Here is an 18,039-nt window from a genome sequence, read left to right as displayed (position 1 = left end):
TGCGGCCGTTACTGCTTTCCGCCCCTAGCGTCGAAACCCTGAGGTTATCGCCGTCGCAAACCGCTCCGCCGATACGATCGTGTTGTGCAGCAGCATCGTGACCGTCATCGGCCCGACACCACCGGGCACCGGTGTGATGTAGGACGCCTTCTCCTTCACGCCTTCGAAATCCACGTCGCCGACGATCCGGCCATCCGGCAGGCGATTGAAGCCGACGTCGATCACGACCGCACCCGTGCGCACGATCTGCGGCACGATCAGATTCGGCACACCCGCTGCAACGACGAGGATGTCCGCCAGCAACGTGAAATGCCCGAGGTCGCGGGTCTTCTTGTGACAGATGACGACGGTCGCGTCCTGCTGCATCAGCATCAATGCCGTCGGCTTGCCCACGATGTTGCTCGCACCGACCACCACGACATTGCGACCCTCGACCGGAATGTTTTCGTGCTCGAGAATCTTCTGCACTCCATACGGCGTGCACGGCGAGAACACCGTGCTGCCGGTAACCAGCCCGCCCATGTTGTACAGATGGAAGCCATCGACGTCCTTCTCGACCGAGATCGCTTCGATGACGCTCGACACGCCAATGTGCGCCGGCAGCGGCAGCTGCACCAGGATGCCGTGGATCGCGGGATCCGTATTGAGCGACTCGATCCGATCCAGCAACTCGACTTCAGAAGCCGTCGCCGGCAGCTCGATCAACTCCGAATGAATACCCGCCTCGCGACACGCCTTGATCTTGCCGCTCACATACGAACGCGACGCCGCGCTGTCGCCGACCAGGATGACCGCGAGACCCGGCGTGATGCCGTGTTTCGCCTTCAGAACATCCACCCGCACGTGATACTCCGCGCGGAGCTTCGCTGCGATGGCTTTACCGTCGATGATTTTGGCGGACATGGAAAAGGCTCCAGGCGCTAGGCTGCAGGCTCTAGGCCGGAAACGGAATCGGAAGAATCGGATACATACTGTTTCACCTGACCCAGCACCTGGTGCCTGGTACCTGGCGCCTATCTAAGCACCACCGTCTTCACATCATTGATCACGACGCGGCGCTCGGCGTGCCACTTGACGGCCCGATTCAGCACCACGCTTTCGAGGTCGGCACCGATGGTGACGAGATCCTCCGGTGTCATGGTGTGGTCCACGCGCGCCACTTCCTGATCGATGATCGGGCCTTCGTCGAGATCGGTGGTCACGTAGTGTGCGGTCGCGCCGATCAGCTTGACGCCGCGCGCATGCGCCTGGTGATACGCCTTCGCGCCTTTGAAACCCGGGAGGAACGAGTGGTGGATATTGATCGCCCGGCCCGCGAAATAGTCACAGGCAGGTGGCGTCAGGATCTGCATGTAGCGGGCAAGCACCAGCAGCTCGCCATCGACTTTCTCGAACAGGTCGATGATGCGTTTTTCCTGCTCGGCCTTGCGGCCGTCGATCACCGGCAGGTAGTGGAAGGGGATGCCGTGCCATTCGGTCAGGCTGCGCATGTCCTGATGATTGGACACGACGGCGACCACTTCGATCGGCAGAGTGCCCGTGCTCCAGCGATGCAGCATGCTGTTGAGGCAGTGCCCGTGCTTCGAGACCGCCAGCACCGCACGGCAGCGGTGGCGCACCTCATGGAAACGGTAGGACATCTGGAAGCGGACACCGACCGTCCGGGCAAATTCCTGATCGAGCTCGGTCAGCGCAGGTGTGCCCTGGCCATTGGGGTGAAACACCGTGCGCATGAACGACTTCACGGTGTACGGATCGTCGAAGTGCTGCGCCTCGGTGATCAGGCAATTGTGAGCGGCCAGAAACCCGGCGACCGCCGCGACAATGCCTGTGGTGTCCGGGCAGGACAGGGTCAGGACCACACTGCCGGGCTTGTCGGCGCCGGAGCTGCGCTGCGGGGGGCGAGGCGGGGAACCGTCAGACATAGGGAACTCGATGAACTGGCAAAAGAAAACGGCCGGGGTCTTGCGAACCCGGCCGCTTATTTCACCACCTACCCCGCCCTTTGTCTGCCGTCACGATCGTTCCGGACGGACAGGGCGGGATGGGCTCGCCTCAATAGCGATAGTGGTCCGGCTTGTACGGACCTGACTTCGACACGCCGATGTAATCCGCCTGCTCCTGCGTGAGCTCGGTCAGCTGCACATTCAGCGTTGCCAGCTGCAGCCGTGCGACCTTCTCGTCGAGGTACTTCGGCAACACATAGACGCCGATCGGATACTTCGCCGTGTTCGCATACAGCTCGATCTGGGCCAGCGTCTGGTTCGCAAACGACGAGCTCATCACGTACGACGGATGGCCGGTGGCGCAGCCGAGGTTCACGAGGCGGCCTTCCGCCAGCAGGATGATGCGCTTGCCGTCCGGGAAAATGATGTGGTCGACCTGCGGCTTGATGTTCTCCCAGGTGTACTGCTTCAGTGCGGCGACATCGATTTCATTGTCGAAGTGGCCGATGTTGCAGACGATGGCGTTGTTCTTCATCGCCTTCATGTGATCGTGGGTGATCACATGGTAGTTGCCCGTGGTCGTCACGAAGATGTCTGCCTTGCTGGCGGCATATTCCATCGTGACCACGCGGTAGCCTTCCATCGCCGCCTGCAGCGCGCAGATCGGATCGACTTCGGTGACCCACACCTGGGCGGACAGTGAACGCAGCGCCTGCGCCGAGCCCTTGCCCACGTCGCCGTAACCGCAGATCACTGCAACCTTGCCGGCGATCATGACGTCGGTGGCGCGCTTGATGCCGTCGAGCAGCGATTCACGGCAGCCGTAAAGATTGTCGAACTTGCTCTTGGTGACCGAGTCGTTGACGTTGATGGCCGGAAACGCGAGCTTGCCTTCCTTCGCCATCTGGTAGAGACGCTTCACACCGGTCGTGGTCTCTTCCGACACGCCCTTGATCTGCTTCAGGCGGGTCGAATACCACTTCGGATCTTTCTTCAGGTAAGTCTTGATCGAGTTGAACAGCGAGGTTTCCTCTTCGCTGCCCGGCTTCGCCAGTACGCTCAGATCGCTCTCGGCACGCGTACCGAGGTGCAGCAGCAATGTCGCATCGCCGCCGTCGTCGAGGATCATGTTCGAGTAGCCATTGTCCGGCCATTCGAAAATGCGGTGGGTGAATTCCCAGTAGTCGTCCAGCGACTCGCCCTTGAACGCAAACACGGGGATGCCGCGCTCTGCGATGGCGGCGGCCGCGTGATCCTGCGTCGAGAACACATTGCATGACGCCCAGCGCACTTCGGCGCCCAGGGCCCGCAGGGTCTCGATCAGCACTGCTGTCTGAATCGTCATGTGCAGCGAGCCGGTGATGCGCGCGCCCTTCAGCGGCTGGGTCTCGGCGAATTCCTTGCGGATCGCCATCAGACCGGGCATTTCGGTCTCGGCAATCAGGATTTCTTTCCGGCCCCAGCTGGCCAGCGACATATCGGCAACGTGGAAGTCACCCTGCGAAGCAGGTTTAGCAACTGCGCTCATTCGTATCTCCATTCAAAAATTGAGGGCGCCGTTGCCGTGTGGCTAAACGCACCGAGCCTGGCAGACACAGGAAGAACTCCCTGCCTGCTGCAGCGCCCCTCGGCACGCGGGAGTGGGTCAATGTAACCATTGCTCGCACTCTGTTCAGCGGTCGGCCGGTAAAGGCCGACATTCTTGCCAGTTGCGGGTCCGGTGATCCCGGACCCGCAACGAATCCGACTTAACCGTTCGCCACCAGCTTCACGCCGGCATCAGCCGCCAGCGCCGCGGCCTTGTCCGTCTTCTCCCACGTGAATTCCGGCTCCGCACGGCCGAAGTGGCCGTACGCAGCGGTCTTCTGGTAGATCGGACGCAGCAGATCGAGCATCTGGATGATGCCCTTCGGACGCAGGTCGAAGTGCTTGCCGACCAGCTCCTCGAGCTTCTCGTCGGACACCTTGCCGGTGCCGAACGTGGTCACCATGATGCTGGTCGGCTTCGCGACGCCGATGGCGTACGACACCTGCACCTGCGCCTTGGTGGCCAGCCCCGACGCCACGATGTTCTTCGCGACGTAGCGGGCTGCGTAAGCAGCTGAACGATCGACCTTCGATGGGTCCTTGCCGGAGAACGCGCCGCCACCGTGCGGGGCCGAGCCACCGTAGGTGTCGACGATGATCTTGCGACCCGTGAGACCGCAGTCACCCTGCGGACCACCGACGACGAAGCGACCGGTCGGGTTGATCAGGTAGTTGATCTTCTTGCCGATCATTTCCACGGGCAGCACCGGCTTGACGATCTCCTCGATCACGGCTTCCGTCAGCGGACCGTGTTCGATTTCGGGGTGATGCTGGGTGGAGAGCACGACAGTGTCGATTTCCTTCGGCCTGCCGTCGACGTACCTGATCGTCACCTGTGATTTCGCATCGGGACGCAGCCAGTTCAGCTTGCCCGACTTGCGCAGCTGCGCCTGACGCTCGACCAGACGATGCGCCAGGTAGATCGGCAGCGGCATCAGCTCCGGCGTTTCGTCGCAGGCGTAACCGAACATCAGGCCCTGATCGCCGGCGCCCATGTCGAGGTTCAATCCGCGGCCTTCATCCACGCCCTGCGCGATGTCAGGTGACTGCTTGTCGTACGCGACGAGCACGGAACAACCCTTGTAGTCGATGCCGTAGTCAGTGTTGTCGTAGCCGATGCGCTTGATTGTCTCACGCGCAACCGACTGAAAGTCGACGACGGCGTTCGACGTGATTTCGCCGGCCAGTACCACGAGGCCGGTGTTGCACAGCGTCTCTGCGGCAACGCGCGAGTACTTGTCCTGCGCCAGGATGGCGTCGAGGATGCCGTCAGAAATCTGGTCGGCAACCTTGTCCGGATGGCCTTCGGAAACTGACTCGGAAGTAAAAAGGAAACTGCTGCTGCTCATGGCACGTCCTAGTTGAAAATCAGAAAACTTCAGAATGCTCGCAAAAGTCCGGGGGCGTCCATTTGTGCTCTTGGCTCCGCGGGATCCCCTGTCGGTCACGCCTTTTGCGGCCATTCACCCCCAATTAGCCCAACGACAGATCCGTACCGAAGCTTGCGCGATAGCGCTGCTCGAACTCCGCCCGCGTAAAGCTGTGATTCTGCGTACCGCGCGACTCGATCTTGATGGCGCCGAGCAACGATGCGATGCGGCCGGTGGTTTCCCAGTCCAGACCGTGCAACAGGCCGTGAATCAGGCCGGCGCGATAAGCATCGCCGCACCCGGTCGGATCCACCACGGCCGACGGCCTGGCAGTCGGAATGACGATCTCGCGGCCCTTCACATGGATCACCGAACCTTCGGCGCCGCGCGTGACGATCAGCGCCTGAACCTGGCCGGCGATATCCGCCGCCGACAGCTTTGTCTTCTCCTGCACGAGCTGCCATTCGTAATCATTCACGGCAACCCACGCGGCCTGCTTGATGAACGCCCGCAGCTCATCGCCGCCGAACATGGGCAGGCCCTGACCCGGATCGAAGATGAACGGAATACCCGCGGCGGCGAACTGCGCCGCGTGCTGGATCATGCCGTCACGGCCATCCGGCGCGACGATGCCGATACCGATGTCCTTTGCATGGCCCACCTCGTTCTGGTGCGACAACTGCATCGCGCCCGGGTGGAAGGCCCAGATCTGATTGTCATCGAGATCGGTGGTGACGAAGCCCTGCGCGGTGTGCTCGGAGTCGATCACCTTGATGTGATCCGTCGGTACGCCGGTTTTGACCATCCAGTCGGCGTACGGCCCGAAGTCCTTGCCGACGGTCGCCATCGGCAGACCGGTGTCGCCGAGCAGCTTCAGGTTATAGGCGATGTTGCCCGCGCAGCCGCCGAACTCGCGCCGCATCTGCGGCACCAGGAACGACACGTTCAGCATGTGGATTTTGTCGGGCAGGATGTGATTCTTGAATCGATCCTGGAACACCATGATGGTGTCGAAGGCGACCGAGCCACAGATCAACGCGCGCTTGTTTGGATTCGTCATTCAGATTCGCAGATGGGAAATTTCGCTGGAAACCGCAGGGATCAGCGGCGGATTGTAAGGGAAGCAGCCGCTGCGTCGAAGCACGATTTCGGACTGAGGACACGCCATGCGCTACAGCTGCCGCGCACTGCTGCGCCAACACGGCGATGCGGGAATGAGGTCATAACTGCAAACCCGGACGAACGGCCCCCGTTCGGGGCAGGGATTGCAGCAATCGGCGCAATACTTTCTCAAGATTTCCCTGTTTTTCCATGCCAATTCGGCCCTCGCCACGCGATGGCACGCGGGTGACGATGCTGGAAGCGGAGCGGGTCGCTGAATCGATATCGCGCGCTGCATTAACCAGTACGCTGCAACGTAGTTCAGCTGGGTTATCGCAAGGGCTCTCGGGTCGTCCAACCTTCCCAACAATGGATACAGCCGTGACGGACGGCCAGTGAGGCGTGCTCCATATGGAGCCGCATCGCCATCCGTATCAACGACGATGCGCTCCGGTGAGGAAATAGTTCACTTAGGCCTCTGGCCTGAAACCCTGCACCGGGTTCAGGCGTTGCAAAGACGCGCCCCAAACCGGACGTGGCCTAGTGAATGCTCATCGATGACAGATCTCCACGACCGGCTGACCCCGGATGACCATAATCACGCCGAAAGTAGCGAAAATCCGGCCGCCGCCCCCACAGCGGACGTGTCGATTCTGGTTGTGGAGGACGAAGGCATCGTCGCCCAGGACCTGCTCGAGACCATTTCGCGGCTCGGCTACCAGATCGCTGGCGTCGCCAGCGAGGGCGTGCAGGCCGTCTACATGGCGGAAGAACTGCAGCCGCAGCTGATCATCATGGACGTCGGTTTGCGTGGGGAAATCGATGGCATCCAGGCGGCGCAGATGATCCAGGAGCGGGCGCACGTTCCGGTGATCTTCCTTACGGGCCATCGCGACCGCGAGACTCTCGAACGGGCAGTTCGCACCGGCCCGCTGGGATACCTGGTAAAGCCGTTCCAGGAAGTGGAGCTACGCTGCTCGATCGAAGTCGCGATCCACAAGCATCGCGCCGAGATCGCCACGCGCGAGCGCGAAGAGGCCCTGCGGCGTAACGCCGACCTCCTCACCAGCCTCTCACTGGTCGATGAACTCACCCAACTGAGAAACCGGCGCGGCTTTTTCGAACTGGCCGAACAGGCATTGAAAATCGCCCGGCGCGAGCGCTACGTACTGGGTCTGTTCTTCATCGACCTGAACGGACTCAAGCAGATCAACGACCAGCTGGGGCACTTGATTGGGGATCAGGCATTGCGCGAGACGGCAGACGCATTGCGCGGGACTTTTCGGGAAGCGGATATCGTCGCGCGGCTTGGCGGCGATGAATTCGTCGCCCTCGCCCACGTGCAGAGCGATACCAGCGTGCTGCGCGAGCGGCTGCGAGAGCAACTGGGACTGCTGAATGCCTCGCAGAATCGACCCTATACCCTGGACGTGAGCATCGGCACCACGCTGGTGAATGTGGCCTGCGACGAGTCGATCGAGGATCTGATCGCACGCGCTGACGCGGATATGTACGAGGAAAAGCGCGCTTCCAGCGGCGTACGCTATGTCGGCGATCTGGACGGGTCGCAGTTCCATCGCTGAGCATTGCTGCACGCCGGAACGACGCAGTTATGATGCGCGACCCGAACACCGGTCGCCGCCGTGAAATCGACACCTCCATCTTCCCTCGATCCCCTGCAGTGGCTCGACGCGGTGCTGGTCCGTGAGCCGCAACGGCTATTCATGCGAAGTGGCGGCGGCCGCGACTGCAGCTACGGCGATTTCGATCAGCTGGCGAACTGCATGGCCCGCGCGCTGGCTGATCATGGCGTGGTCACCGGTGATCGCGTAGCGGCGCAGGTCGACAAGTCGCCCGAAGCGATTGCCCTGTACATCGCGTGCCTCAAGCTCGGCGCGGCATTCGTGCCGCTCAACACGGCGTACACACTCGCGGAGCTCGACTACTTCCTTCGGGATGCCGATCCGCGGGTCGCCGTGGTTCGGCCGCAAACCCGGCAACAGGCCAGTTCCATCGGCACCTCCGCGCAACTGCTGACGCTCGGTACGGCGAGTGATGGATCGCTGATGGAGCTCGCCGCACGTTGCAGCGACGCACCGGTTGCCCGCTTCGAGGGCAATGCCAACGCGCTCGCAGCGCTGCTGTACACCTCCGGCACCACCGGCCGCTCGAAAGGAGCAATGCTGACGCGCGGCAATCTGGCGTCCAATGCAGTCACGCTGGCCTCGGTCTGGCGCTTCAGCGAACACGACGTGCTGTTGCATGCGCTGCCGATCTTTCATGTGCATGGCCTGTTCGTCGCGGTAAACACCGTGCTCGCCTCGGGCAGCTCGATGCTGTTCCTGTCGCGCTTCGACGCTGATGACATCGTGGCCCAGCTGCCGCACGCGAGCGTGATGATGGGAGTGCCGACGTTCTACACCCGGCTGCTGCAACATCCCGGCCTGAATCGCGAGACGACGCGCTCGGTGCGCCTGTTCGTGTCCGGATCGGCGCCGTTGCTGCCGGAGACGCACCGCGAGTTCAGCCAGCGCACCGGGCACGCCATTCTCGAGCGCTATGGCATGAGCGAGACGCTCATGAACACGTCAAACCCGTACGAGGGAGATCGCATTCCCGGCTCCGTCGGACCTGCGCTGCCCGGGGTCGACGTGCGTATCGCCGATCCTGAATCCGGCGCCGTACAAACGCAGCCCGATACCATCGGCATGATCGAAGTGCGCGGGCCCAATGTCTGCAGCGGCTACTGGCGCATGCCGGAAAAGACAGCCGCTGAATTGCGCAGCGACGGCTACTTCATCACTGGCGACCTGGGCCGCATCGACGCGCGGGGTTACGTGCATATCGTCGGGCGCGGCAAGGACCTGGTGATCACCGGCGGCTACAACGTGTATCCCATCGAAGTGGAAGCCGAGATCGATGCGCTGCCCGGCGTTATCGAAAGCGCCGTGATCGGCGTGCCGCATGCAGATTTCGGCGAGGGAGTGACGGCTGTCGTCGTGCGCCGCACGGATTCGACTATCGACGAGACCGATGTACGCCGCGCGCTCGAGCAGCGCCTTGCCAACTTCAAACTTCCAAAACGAGTGCTGTTCGTCGACGAGCTGCCGCGCAATACCATGGGCAAGGTCCAGAAAAACTTATTGCGCGAGACGTATCGCGATCTGTACCGTGCATGAGGGAAATTGAAGCGTATCTGATTGGCTTCCTCTTACTTCGACGACGAGCGTGACGCGCATGAGCGAACTATCCAATCCCGCCATCGACCTGCTCATCGTGCCGCCAACGCGGGATCTGGGCGGCTTCCAGGTGCGACGCGCATTGCCTCACCGGCAGCGGCAAATGGTCGGACCCTTCATATTTCTCGATCAGATGGGACCGGCACAGTTTCCGGCCGGCCAGGGCGTCGATGTGCGCCCGCATCCGCATATCGGCCTCGCGACGGTCACGTATCTGTTTTCGGGCAGCCTCATGCACCGCGACAGCGAGGGAAATGCGCTCGAGATCACACCCGGCGCCATGAATCTGATGACCGCCGGCCGTGGTATTGCACACTCCGAGCGCACGCCCACCGCGGCGCGCCAGTCGGGTTCGCCGCTGTCCGGGATGCAGAGCTGGCTCGCACTACCCACCGCACATGAAGAAACGGCGCCCTCCTTCCAACGTTTCACCGCCGACCAGCTGCCAATCATCGAAGATCGGGGGTTGTTCGCGCGCGTGATTGCCGGAAGCGCGTTCGGGCAACGCTCGCCCGTCACGACGGCATCGGAGTGGCTCTATGCCGAGGTAGTGCTGCAACCTGGCATCAGCGCGCCGCTCGAGGCTGACCAGGAAGAGCGCGCCATCTACGTCGTGGAAGGCGAGATCGAGATTGCCCGTGAGATCTTCGCCGCGCCGCAGTTGCTGGTATTCCGTCCGGGCGATCGCATCACGGTGACTGCCGTGAGCACTGCGCGCCTGATGTTCCTGGGCGGCGCCGGGATCGACGGGCCGCGCCACATCTGGTGGAACTTCGTTTCGTCGAGCAAGGAACGCATCGAGCAGGCCAAGGCCGACTGGAAAGCCGGCAGGTTCCAGCCAGTGCCGGGCGAAACGGAGTTCATTCCGCTGCCGGAGCACTGATAGCGATGACGAATGAGGAGTGACCAGGTCGCGAGGATCGGACATGATCCGTCAGCGCGGATTGCAGCTACGGCAGCAACATGAAGAACAGTCCAGGCGACACAGCTACCCGCACTGAGGATGACGTTCGTCACTTCGACGCGCCGTCGCTTCGTCACGCTCCTGCTTCATGATCGCCTTCCTCGAAGCTCATCGCGCCGGACTGCTGAAGCAGGCCCACTGGACGCGCAACATCGTTGCCGGGGTCATCGTTGGTGTCGTGGCTCTGCCCCTGGCAATGGCATTCGCGATCGCATCGGGCGTCAAGCCGGAACAGGGCCTCTATACCGCCATCGTGGCTGGCATCGCGGTGTCCCTCTTCGGCGGCAGTCGTGTGCAGATCGCCGGCCCGACCGGCGCATTCATCGTCATTCTGGCAGGCATCGCTGCCAAGCACGGGATCGACGGTCTGCAGATCGCTACGCTGCTGGCAGGAGTGATCCTGCTGCTTCTGGGCGTGGCGCGCCTGGGCGCAATCATCAAGTTCATTCCCGATCCGGTGATCGTCGGCTTCACCAGCGGCATCGCGGTCGTCATCTGGACGGGCCAGTGGCAGGACTTCTTCGGTCTGCAAGGCGTCAGCGGCGAACATTTTCCTGAGAAAGTCCTCAGCGCTCTGCAGGCATTCCCCTCGCTGCATGTCGCAACGACGGCCCTGGCCGTATTTACGCTGGCCCTGGTGATCGCTACGCCCCGCATCCCGGGACTGAAGCGCATTCCGGGACCGCTCGTCGGCCTGATCGCAGCGACCGTCATCATGGCCGTGCTGCATCCGCAGGGTGTGGCCACTATCGGCTCGGCGTTCGGTGGCATTCCGCGCAGCCTGCCTTCGCTGCATTTTCCGGAAGTGACCGCGGCGCGGCTGATCGAACTCGTCGGCCCCGCTTTCACCATCGCCATGCTCGGCGCGATCGAGTCACTGCTCTCCGCGGTCGTCGCCGACGGCATGGCGGGAACGCGTCATGACTCGAATCAGGAACTGATCGGCCAGGGCATCGCCAACATGGCTGCACCGCTTTTCGGCGGCTTCGCCGCCACCGGCGCCATCGCGCGAACGGCTACGAACATCCGCAACGGCGGCAACAGCCCGATCGCCGGAATCGTGCATTGCGTGACGCTGGTCCTGGTCATAGTTCTGCTCGCGCCGCTCGCATCCAGCGTGCCGCTCGCCGCGCTGGCCGCCATTCTGTTCGTCGTCGCCTGGAACATGAGCGAGGCGCGCCATTTCGCAAACATGGTGCGACGCGCGCCGGCGGCCGATGTCGTCATCCTGCTGGTGACGTTCTTCCTGACGGTACTCGTCGATCTGGTCGTGGCCGTGAACATCGGCGTCATTATCGCGACGCTGCATTTCCTGCGACGGATGGCCAGCAGCGTCGATGTGCACCAGCAGTCCGCCCAGGAACTGAGCCTGGAACTGGAGCAACGAGGCCTGACGCTGCCGGCGGGCGTGCTGATCTATTCGGTGGAAGGTCCGTTCTTTTTCGGGGCGGTGGAGAATTTCGAGCGCGCCCTGGCCAGCACGCACACCGATCCGCGCGTGCTGATCATCCGACTCAAGTGGGTTCCCTTCATGGACATCACGGGACTGCAGACGCTGGAGGAAGCCATTCGCGACCTGCATCGCCGCCAGGTCCGGGTCATGCTGACCGGCGCCAACCAGCGAGTCGATGCAAAGCTGCGCAGAACCGGCCTGTACGAGCTGATCGGACCGGCCAACTACTTCGAGACCCTGCCCCAGGCGCTTGCTGCCCTGGGGAACGCCGCACCGCCGCCCTGATCTGCACCGCCGTCAGCGCACGGCTTACACTCGACATCCCACGACGCTGGTTACCGTCCAATGAGCATTCCCAGAACGGCGATAGAACTGCTCAGCCGCCGGCTGCAGGATCTGTATTCCCTGATTCTGGCGACCGAAAGGCAGTTCAAGTCGCCGGCGTCGGGCCTGGCACTGCTCGACCAGCTGATCAACGATCCCGCGTGGGCGTGGCTGCGACCGCTCTCGCTGCTGACAGCGGAAATCGATCACGTGCTGCATGAAACCCAGGCGCCGACGCAGTACGACCACGCGATCGTTGCCTCCCACATACGCGGACTGCTGTTCGGTGAAGGCGACCTGCGCAACGACACATTCCTGGAACGCTATCGGCCGCTGCTGCATCTGAACCCCGAACTCGCCGGGGCGCATGGGCAATTGCGGTCGCTGGTCAAATCGGCACCCGAGGAGTCCGCAGATGAGGCGGAGCGCCTGCACGCGCGTCATCAATGGTCCATGCGCGCAAAACACAAGCACCGATAACCACACACGCTTGCCGTGGCCTTCCTGATGTCACAATCACAAACGACCAATCGAATTTCCCGCCCGGTATCCAATGACGATCATGTGCTCGGCCCCGACCGTGCGGAGATCACTCTGGTCGAGTACGGCAGCTACGCCTGCCCGCATTGCCGCGCGGCCAATGATCGGATCGCCCAGGTGCGCGATCAGTTCGGCGACAGACTGCGATATGTATTCCGGCATCGCCCGGTAACAGGCAGCGACATCGCCCGGCGCGCTGCCGAACTCATCGAATATGCGCCGACGCCCGAGGCGTTCTGGGCCGCGCACATAAAGCTGATGACGCGCTCCGAGACACTTTCCGAAGAAGATCTCGATGCCGTCGCGGCCGATCTGGACGTAAATCGGCTGGATCATGAACAGCGGCGCGCCGGTGACGCGCGAAATCATCGACGGGTCGAAGCGGATATCGCCAGCGCCCGGGACAGTGGCGTCATGTACACGCCGACGTTCTTCATGAACGGCCGCCGCTACGACGGCCCCTGGGATGAGAGCTCATTTGCCGATGCCATGCTGGGCTCGCTGGGGCATCGCGTGCGCAGCGCCGCACTCGATTTCGCGCGATGGGCGCCATCCGCCGGCATATTGCTGCTGCTTGCGAGCATTCTCGCAGTGGTATTGATGAACTCGGGTTTCGCCGCGGCATTCGACGCCTTCTGGGAGCAACCCCTGGGGCTTACGCTGGGCGAGCAGCAATTCGCAATGTCGCTGCGTCACTGGGTCAATGACGGCCTGCTGACGATCTTCTTTCTCGTCGTCGGGCTCGAGATCAAGCGCGAATTCACGGTCGGCCACCTGGCCAGCCGTCGCTCGGCCGCACTACCCGTGGCTGCGGCCATCGGGGGCATGATCGTGCCGGCAGCGATCTACACCCTGCTGGTTCCAACCGGCGCGTGGTCGCACGGATGGGGCGTGCCGATGGCGACCGACACCGCCTTCGCCGTCGCGTTGATCATCATGCTGGGACGTCGCGTGCCGATCGAACTGCGCATCTTTCTGACTGCCGCCGCCATCGTCGACGACATCGGCGCCATCATCGTGGTTGCAGCCTTCTACTCGGGCGATCTGGACCTTGGTTTTCTGGGTGCCGCAGCGGCAATCGTCCTGGCGCTGATCCTGCTCAATCGCGCCCACGTGTATCGCGCCACGCCCTATGTGCTGCTGGGCGTGTTGCTGTGGATCTGTGTGTACAGCGGCGGATTGCACGCGACGCTTGCCGGCGTGCTGCTCGCGCTGTTCATTCCCACGCGTCCGCCGCCGGATCTGCGGACCCTCGTGATACAGGCCGATCAAATACTCGCCTCCGAAGCGCGTCACGGCAACGAAGTGCTGCGCCACGGACCGTCCGCGCCGGCCATGGAAGCGCTGGATGCGATTCATGACCGGCTGGAATCGCCGGCGGATCGCATGCTCCGCCATATGGGTCCGCGATCGAGCTACCTGGTCCTGCCGCTGTTCGCACTTGCCAATGCAGGCGTGGCAATGACGACGGAGGTGCTGCAGGGCCACGATCCGTTGCTGCTCGCCATCACAGGCGGCCTGGTACTCGGCAAACCACTGGGTCTCGTCGGTGCCTGTGCTCTTGCCGTGTGGTCGGGGATCGCGATCAAACCGCGCGAGTATTCCTGGGCGCAGCTCAGCGGTGCGGGCGCGCTGGCCGGCATTGGCTTCACGATGTCGCTGTTCATCGCCGGCGAGGCATTTCCGGTGGCTACCGATTTCGCCGCGGCCAAGATTGCGGTCTTCGCCGCGTCGACACTGTCGGCGACGATCGGCGTGCTGATTCTGTGGCGGGCAGGGAAAGAGCCCGAATCGGAAAGAGCCTCCACGCACAACCCCGACTAGGCGCGAACCTTCGGGCTCCCTGTTACTTCCGCGCGACCTCGGTCGCTGAAAGTCCACCCTTGAGCACACTGGCATTGAAGCCGCGCTCGGACAGGATGTACGCGCAGGCCGAGCTGCGACGACCGGTATCGCAGCAGACGACATAGTGACGCTTGCGATCGAGCGCGCCCATTTTCAAGCGCAGGGAATAGAGAGGGATGTTCAGCGCGCCGTCGGCACGGTAGTGCTCGAATTCCGACGGCAGCCGCACATCGATCCACTGCCCGCCAGCGGCAACGACCCCTTTCGCTTCACCGTAGTCGACCCATTGCAGCAGCGGTTCGTGCAGCAGCTTGTGGAAATCTTCCTTCGCCAGGCGCATCAGGCAGCCATCGGTGAGCATGGTCACGGTGGCATTGCGGCGCGTTTCGGAAATCAGCGCTTCTTCGCCGAACGTATCGCCCATGCGCAGCTCCGCCAGCTTGATGCCTTCCTTGTTGAGGGGCGTCTCGCGGGTAACGACACAGCCGCCTTTGACGATGATGTAGATGCAGTCGCCGTCGGCGCCCTGTTTGATGACGACCTCGCCGGCGCGGAAATCGACTCGTTGCAGCCGCATGAACACGGCCTGCAGATTGGCGGGCGGAATGCGGTGGAAGGCTTTCGACTGCAGCAACGCAGTCATCCAGTCATTGGCAGGCGGTGCGTCGCCTTCTTCCGTCCCGCGCAGCTCGGACACTTTGTAGCTGCCGGTCTGATCCCAGGTCACCACCACATCGAGGAATTCACTGTCGATATACAGGTATTCGATGCGATCCGACGTCACGACCGCCGAATACGGACGTGGCAGCGCATGCGCCAGCGGGTTCTTCGACTTCGGTGTGCCACTGCGTATCGTGCCGACCACCTCGCCCTCGCTCATGAGATCGATGGTGCCGCTCAGCAGGTAGTAGGTCTGCTTTTCCTCATCACCTTCACTGAACAGCAGACGCCCCTTGGGCGCCTGCAGACGCCGCACGCGGCGCGCCAGCGTCAAAAGATTCTCGGGCCGCATGTTTTCGAACGGCGAGAACGATTTGAGCACGGCCAGTTCTTTGGAAGTCCCGGAAAGCTCCATGGGTCATCTTCGTCATCAGGCGATTACCGTCAGTATAGGCAGCGGGTGGACGCAAACAGCGATGCAGCTCACAGGCCAACGGGCTGCGAGTCAGGGGCGACTGCCAGCCACCAGAAGAACGGCCGCAAAGTGCGAATCCGGTCTCGTTCTGACCGGGCCTTCGTTGGTCGTAGCCTGTTGGCTGCGATGCCCGCACAATAGCCGCCCTTTCAACCGGAGAATTCCTTCTTGACCGCCACCCTCATTGACGGCCGCGCCGCCGCCGAACGCCTGCGTCAACGAGTCGCCGAACGGACGACCGAACTGCGCGACCACGGATTGATTCCGGGACTGGCCGTCGTATTGGTGGGCGACGACCCCGCCAGCAGGATCTACGTAGGCAGCAAAACCAGACAGGCGCAGGAAGCCGGCTTGCGGCATTTCGATCATCGACTGCCGGCGACGACGACGACGGCGGAGCTGCTGCAACTGGTTCAGAAACTCAATGCCGATCCCGATGTGCATGGAATCCTGGTGCAGTTGCCGCTACCTGCGGCGGTGGACAGCGCCACCGTGCTGGCGGCCATCGATCCGGCGAAGGACGTGGATGGCTTTCATGCATTGAATGCCGGTCGACTGGCGCTGGGCGAGGACGCGACTGTCCCGTGCACGCCGCTTGGCTGCCTGATCCTGATTCGCGAAGTGCTGCCCGACATGCGCGGCAAGCGCGCGCTGGTGATCGGCCGCTCCAACATCGTCGGCAAGCCGATGGTGCAACTGCTGCTGCAGAACGACTGCACGGTCACGATCGCGCACTCACGTACTCGCGATCTGCCGGCACTGTGCGGCGAAGCGGAAATCCTGGTGGCGGCCATCGGTCGGCCGAAGGCGATTGCCGGTGACTGGATTCGTCAGGGAGCGATCGTGATCGACGTCGGCATCAACCGGATCGACGACGGCAGCGGCAAACCGAAGGTGGTGGGTGATGTCGACTTCGCGACCGCAGTCACCCGCGCGGGAGCTATCACACCCGTTCCTGGCGGCGTTGGCCCCATGACCATCGCCTGCCTGCTGCTCAACACGGTGAATGCGGCGATCCGCTCACGTTTCGGTGTCGCTGCGGAAATACTCAAGCCCTGAAAAAATAAAGGCAGGTACACAAAGGAGCACAAAGGACGCAAAAGTTCAGGAGATTTACCTGCGACCTTGGTGTCCTTCGTGCGCTTTTGCGTACCTGCCTCTATCTCGGTGCTGCTTAGACGTCGCCCTGGCCGGCGTCCGAATCGCCGATGACGGCGAAGAGTTTGTCGAGCGTCGAGAAGAGCGCCACTCGCTCCGACTCGTTCAGCGTCTGCAGCATCTGCGCCTGATGACGCTGTGCCACTGGCAGGACCGACTTGTAGAGGGCCTTGCCCTTCGGCGTGATGGAAACACTGACTGGCGCAGCCAATGCTTCGGCCGAACGCGAACCGCGCTGAGCAATGATCTTGGTCTTGGTCAGACCGCGCTTCGTCATCACACGCAGAGTGCGGCTCACCTGGCCCTTGTCCATACTGCTGCGGCTGGTCAATTCAGAGAATCGCAGCGGCGAAAAGCGCGTAACCAGCGCCAGCAAACGCCACTCCGGGAGGCTGAGATCAAACTCCTCCAGATATGGCTTGGTCATGTTGTTACGCAGAGCGTTCGACAGGCGGGTCAGCCGGAACGTCAGGAAATCTTCCGTATGCAGGTTTGCACCGTTACGGGACAAGCTCAGCCACGGGCACGCGGCGCGTGTCGAAGCTGGCTTCACTACTCGTTTCTTGGTTTGCTTTTTCAAAGCTCTCACGGAAATGGCAAGTTCGGGGGCGCGCATTCTGCCGCATTGCAACGAAGAATGGGTAGTCACATCGATGCAATTCAGGGAAAAGCACCCATCCGTGTGCATGTTCACGATCAATGCGACCTGCGTTCGCCGATGAATCAGCAACACCGAGAACACAGACTGAGTCGCGGTCGCGCGCTGAACGTGAAGCAATGAATCGTATGAAACTCCAAGTGACAAGCAATACCAGATCCGTATTTACCACGGTCGTCGCGCGGTTCACGGACGCCTGAGGTCACTGCCGTTTCAATCCACTCGCTCGATGGTCTGCGCACGATCGGCGGCATGAGGCGTCGGCGAGGCAATCAGTCCTGCGCAACCCCATCAGCCTGATGGAGTTCGGCCGCCGTGAAATATCGCTATCTGCTTGATTGGAATGGACCAGCACGACGCCTGCATGAGGGGGCAGGAATACGAGTTACGTTGTAGAAACAACGGAAGAAAAACCGGGTGCACAACGCCTGTGACGCTGATATTTTTTGCGCGCAAATCGGATCTGAGCTGCGGGAGGGGCCATGTCACAGCTCGACGAAAAAAAACGCGTACTGGAGCAGTGGCTGCAATTGCCTGAATCACGCCGTCGCGATGCGACCGACGTAGTGGCATTCGCTTACCGCCTGCTGCAGGAACGCCCGGATCTCGTGGGTGAAAACCGTCAGTCCAGTCTCGACACGATCGTGGCCTGGTTGCTGCCGCATTTGCAGAAACTGGAAGCAGGATGAGCGGCTCCGCGCACGACCTGCGCACCGATC

Annotated in this window: 15 protein-coding genes and 1 riboswitch; of the genes, 8 read left to right on the top strand and 7 right to left on the bottom strand. The window is 62.2% G+C overall.

Annotation, left to right across the window (positions count from 1 at the left end):
* Positions 1-24: 24 nt before the first annotated feature.
* The 5 genes from folD to VIZ63_RS01135 form a co-directional block, all read right to left on the bottom strand.
* Entirely contained in the window at positions 25-903 is an 879-nt protein-coding gene (gene folD / locus VIZ63_RS01155; protein WP_331607639.1) for a bifunctional methylenetetrahydrofolate dehydrogenase/methenyltetrahydrofolate cyclohydrolase FolD, read from the bottom strand.
* Positions 904-1,013: 110 nt separating this feature from the next.
* On the bottom strand, positions 1,014-1,925 hold the full coding sequence (gene purU / locus VIZ63_RS01150) for a formyltetrahydrofolate deformylase (RefSeq protein ID WP_331607638.1): 912 nt from the start codon (positions 1,923-1,925) through the stop codon (positions 1,014-1,016).
* Positions 1,926-2,055: 130 nt separating this feature from the next.
* Positions 2,056-3,474, bottom strand: a complete 1,419-nt coding sequence (ahcY, locus tag VIZ63_RS01145; RefSeq protein WP_331607637.1) for an adenosylhomocysteinase — start codon at positions 3,472-3,474, stop codon at positions 2,056-2,058.
* A gap of 16 nt (positions 3,475-3,490) precedes the next feature.
* Positions 3,491-3,581: riboswitch (S-adenosyl-L-homocysteine riboswitch) on the bottom strand.
* Between the two features lie 113 nt (positions 3,582-3,694).
* Entirely contained in the window at positions 3,695-4,882 is a 1,188-nt protein-coding gene (gene metK, locus VIZ63_RS01140) for a methionine adenosyltransferase (RefSeq protein WP_331607636.1), read from the bottom strand.
* Positions 4,883-5,006: 124 nt separating this feature from the next.
* Positions 5,007-5,963 carry a carbohydrate kinase family protein gene (locus tag VIZ63_RS01135; protein WP_331607635.1) on the bottom strand — a complete coding sequence of 319 codons (957 nt, stop codon included), beginning with the start codon at positions 5,961-5,963 and terminating at the stop codon, positions 5,007-5,009.
* 685 nt (positions 5,964-6,648) lie between these two features.
* Between VIZ63_RS01135 and VIZ63_RS01130 the strand changes: the two genes are divergently transcribed.
* The 6 genes from VIZ63_RS01130 (at position 6,649) to nhaA (ending at position 14,348) form a co-directional block, all read left to right on the top strand.
* Complete coding sequence (locus VIZ63_RS01130; RefSeq protein ID WP_331607634.1) at positions 6,649-7,587, top strand: diguanylate cyclase domain-containing protein; 939 nt, start codon at positions 6,649-6,651, stop codon at positions 7,585-7,587.
* Positions 7,588-7,698: 111 nt separating this feature from the next.
* Positions 7,699-9,183 (top strand): malonyl-CoA synthase, encoded by a 1,485-nt coding sequence (locus VIZ63_RS01125; RefSeq protein ID WP_349261096.1) that lies wholly within the window; start codon positions 7,699-7,701, stop codon positions 9,181-9,183.
* A 58-nt stretch (positions 9,184-9,241) separates the two neighbouring features.
* Positions 9,242-10,126 carry a pirin family protein gene (locus tag VIZ63_RS01120; RefSeq protein WP_331607632.1) on the top strand — a complete coding sequence of 295 codons (885 nt, stop codon included), beginning with the start codon at positions 9,242-9,244 and terminating at the stop codon, positions 10,124-10,126.
* 169 nt (positions 10,127-10,295) lie between these two features.
* Complete coding sequence (locus VIZ63_RS01115; protein ID WP_331607631.1) at positions 10,296-11,945, top strand: SulP family inorganic anion transporter; 1,650 nt, start codon at positions 10,296-10,298, stop codon at positions 11,943-11,945.
* A 60-nt stretch (positions 11,946-12,005) separates the two neighbouring features.
* Entirely contained in the window at positions 12,006-12,464 is a 459-nt protein-coding gene (locus VIZ63_RS01110; RefSeq protein ID WP_331607630.1) for a hypothetical protein, read from the top strand.
* Between the two features lie 27 nt (positions 12,465-12,491).
* Positions 12,492-14,348: a Na+/H+ antiporter NhaA gene (nhaA, locus tag VIZ63_RS01105; RefSeq protein ID WP_331607629.1), complete on the top strand. Its 1,857-nt coding sequence runs from the start codon at positions 12,492-12,494 to the stop codon at positions 14,346-14,348.
* Positions 14,349-14,370: 22 nt separating this feature from the next.
* On the opposite strand, the gene VIZ63_RS01100 is transcribed toward nhaA, so the two are convergent.
* Positions 14,371-15,444: a cyclic nucleotide-binding domain-containing protein gene (locus VIZ63_RS01100; protein WP_331607628.1), complete on the bottom strand. Its 1,074-nt coding sequence runs from the start codon at positions 15,442-15,444 to the stop codon at positions 14,371-14,373.
* A gap of 228 nt (positions 15,445-15,672) precedes the next feature.
* Here VIZ63_RS01100 and VIZ63_RS01095 point away from each other — a divergent pair, with 228 nt between their 5' ends.
* Positions 15,673-16,563 (top strand): bifunctional methylenetetrahydrofolate dehydrogenase/methenyltetrahydrofolate cyclohydrolase FolD, encoded by an 891-nt coding sequence (locus VIZ63_RS01095; protein ID WP_331607627.1) that lies wholly within the window; start codon positions 15,673-15,675, stop codon positions 16,561-16,563.
* Between the two features lie 115 nt (positions 16,564-16,678).
* Here VIZ63_RS01095 and VIZ63_RS01090 read toward each other — a convergent pair whose 3' ends face one another.
* A complete protein-coding gene (locus VIZ63_RS01090; protein WP_331607626.1) occupies positions 16,679-17,215 on the bottom strand; it encodes a MarR family winged helix-turn-helix transcriptional regulator in 537 nt (178 codons plus the stop codon).
* A 587-nt stretch (positions 17,216-17,802) separates the two neighbouring features.
* Between VIZ63_RS01090 and VIZ63_RS01085 the strand changes: the two genes are divergently transcribed.
* A complete protein-coding gene (locus VIZ63_RS01085) occupies positions 17,803-18,009 on the top strand; it encodes a hypothetical protein (RefSeq protein ID WP_331607625.1) in 207 nt (68 codons plus the stop codon).
* Positions 18,010-18,039: the final 30 nt, after the last annotated feature.

The organism is Povalibacter sp., assembly GCF_036520495.1.
Classification (GTDB): domain Bacteria; phylum Pseudomonadota; class Gammaproteobacteria; order Steroidobacterales; family Steroidobacteraceae; genus Steroidobacter.
The sequence above is the reverse complement of the archived record's forward strand: the minus strand, read 5'-3'. Positions and strand labels throughout refer to the sequence as shown.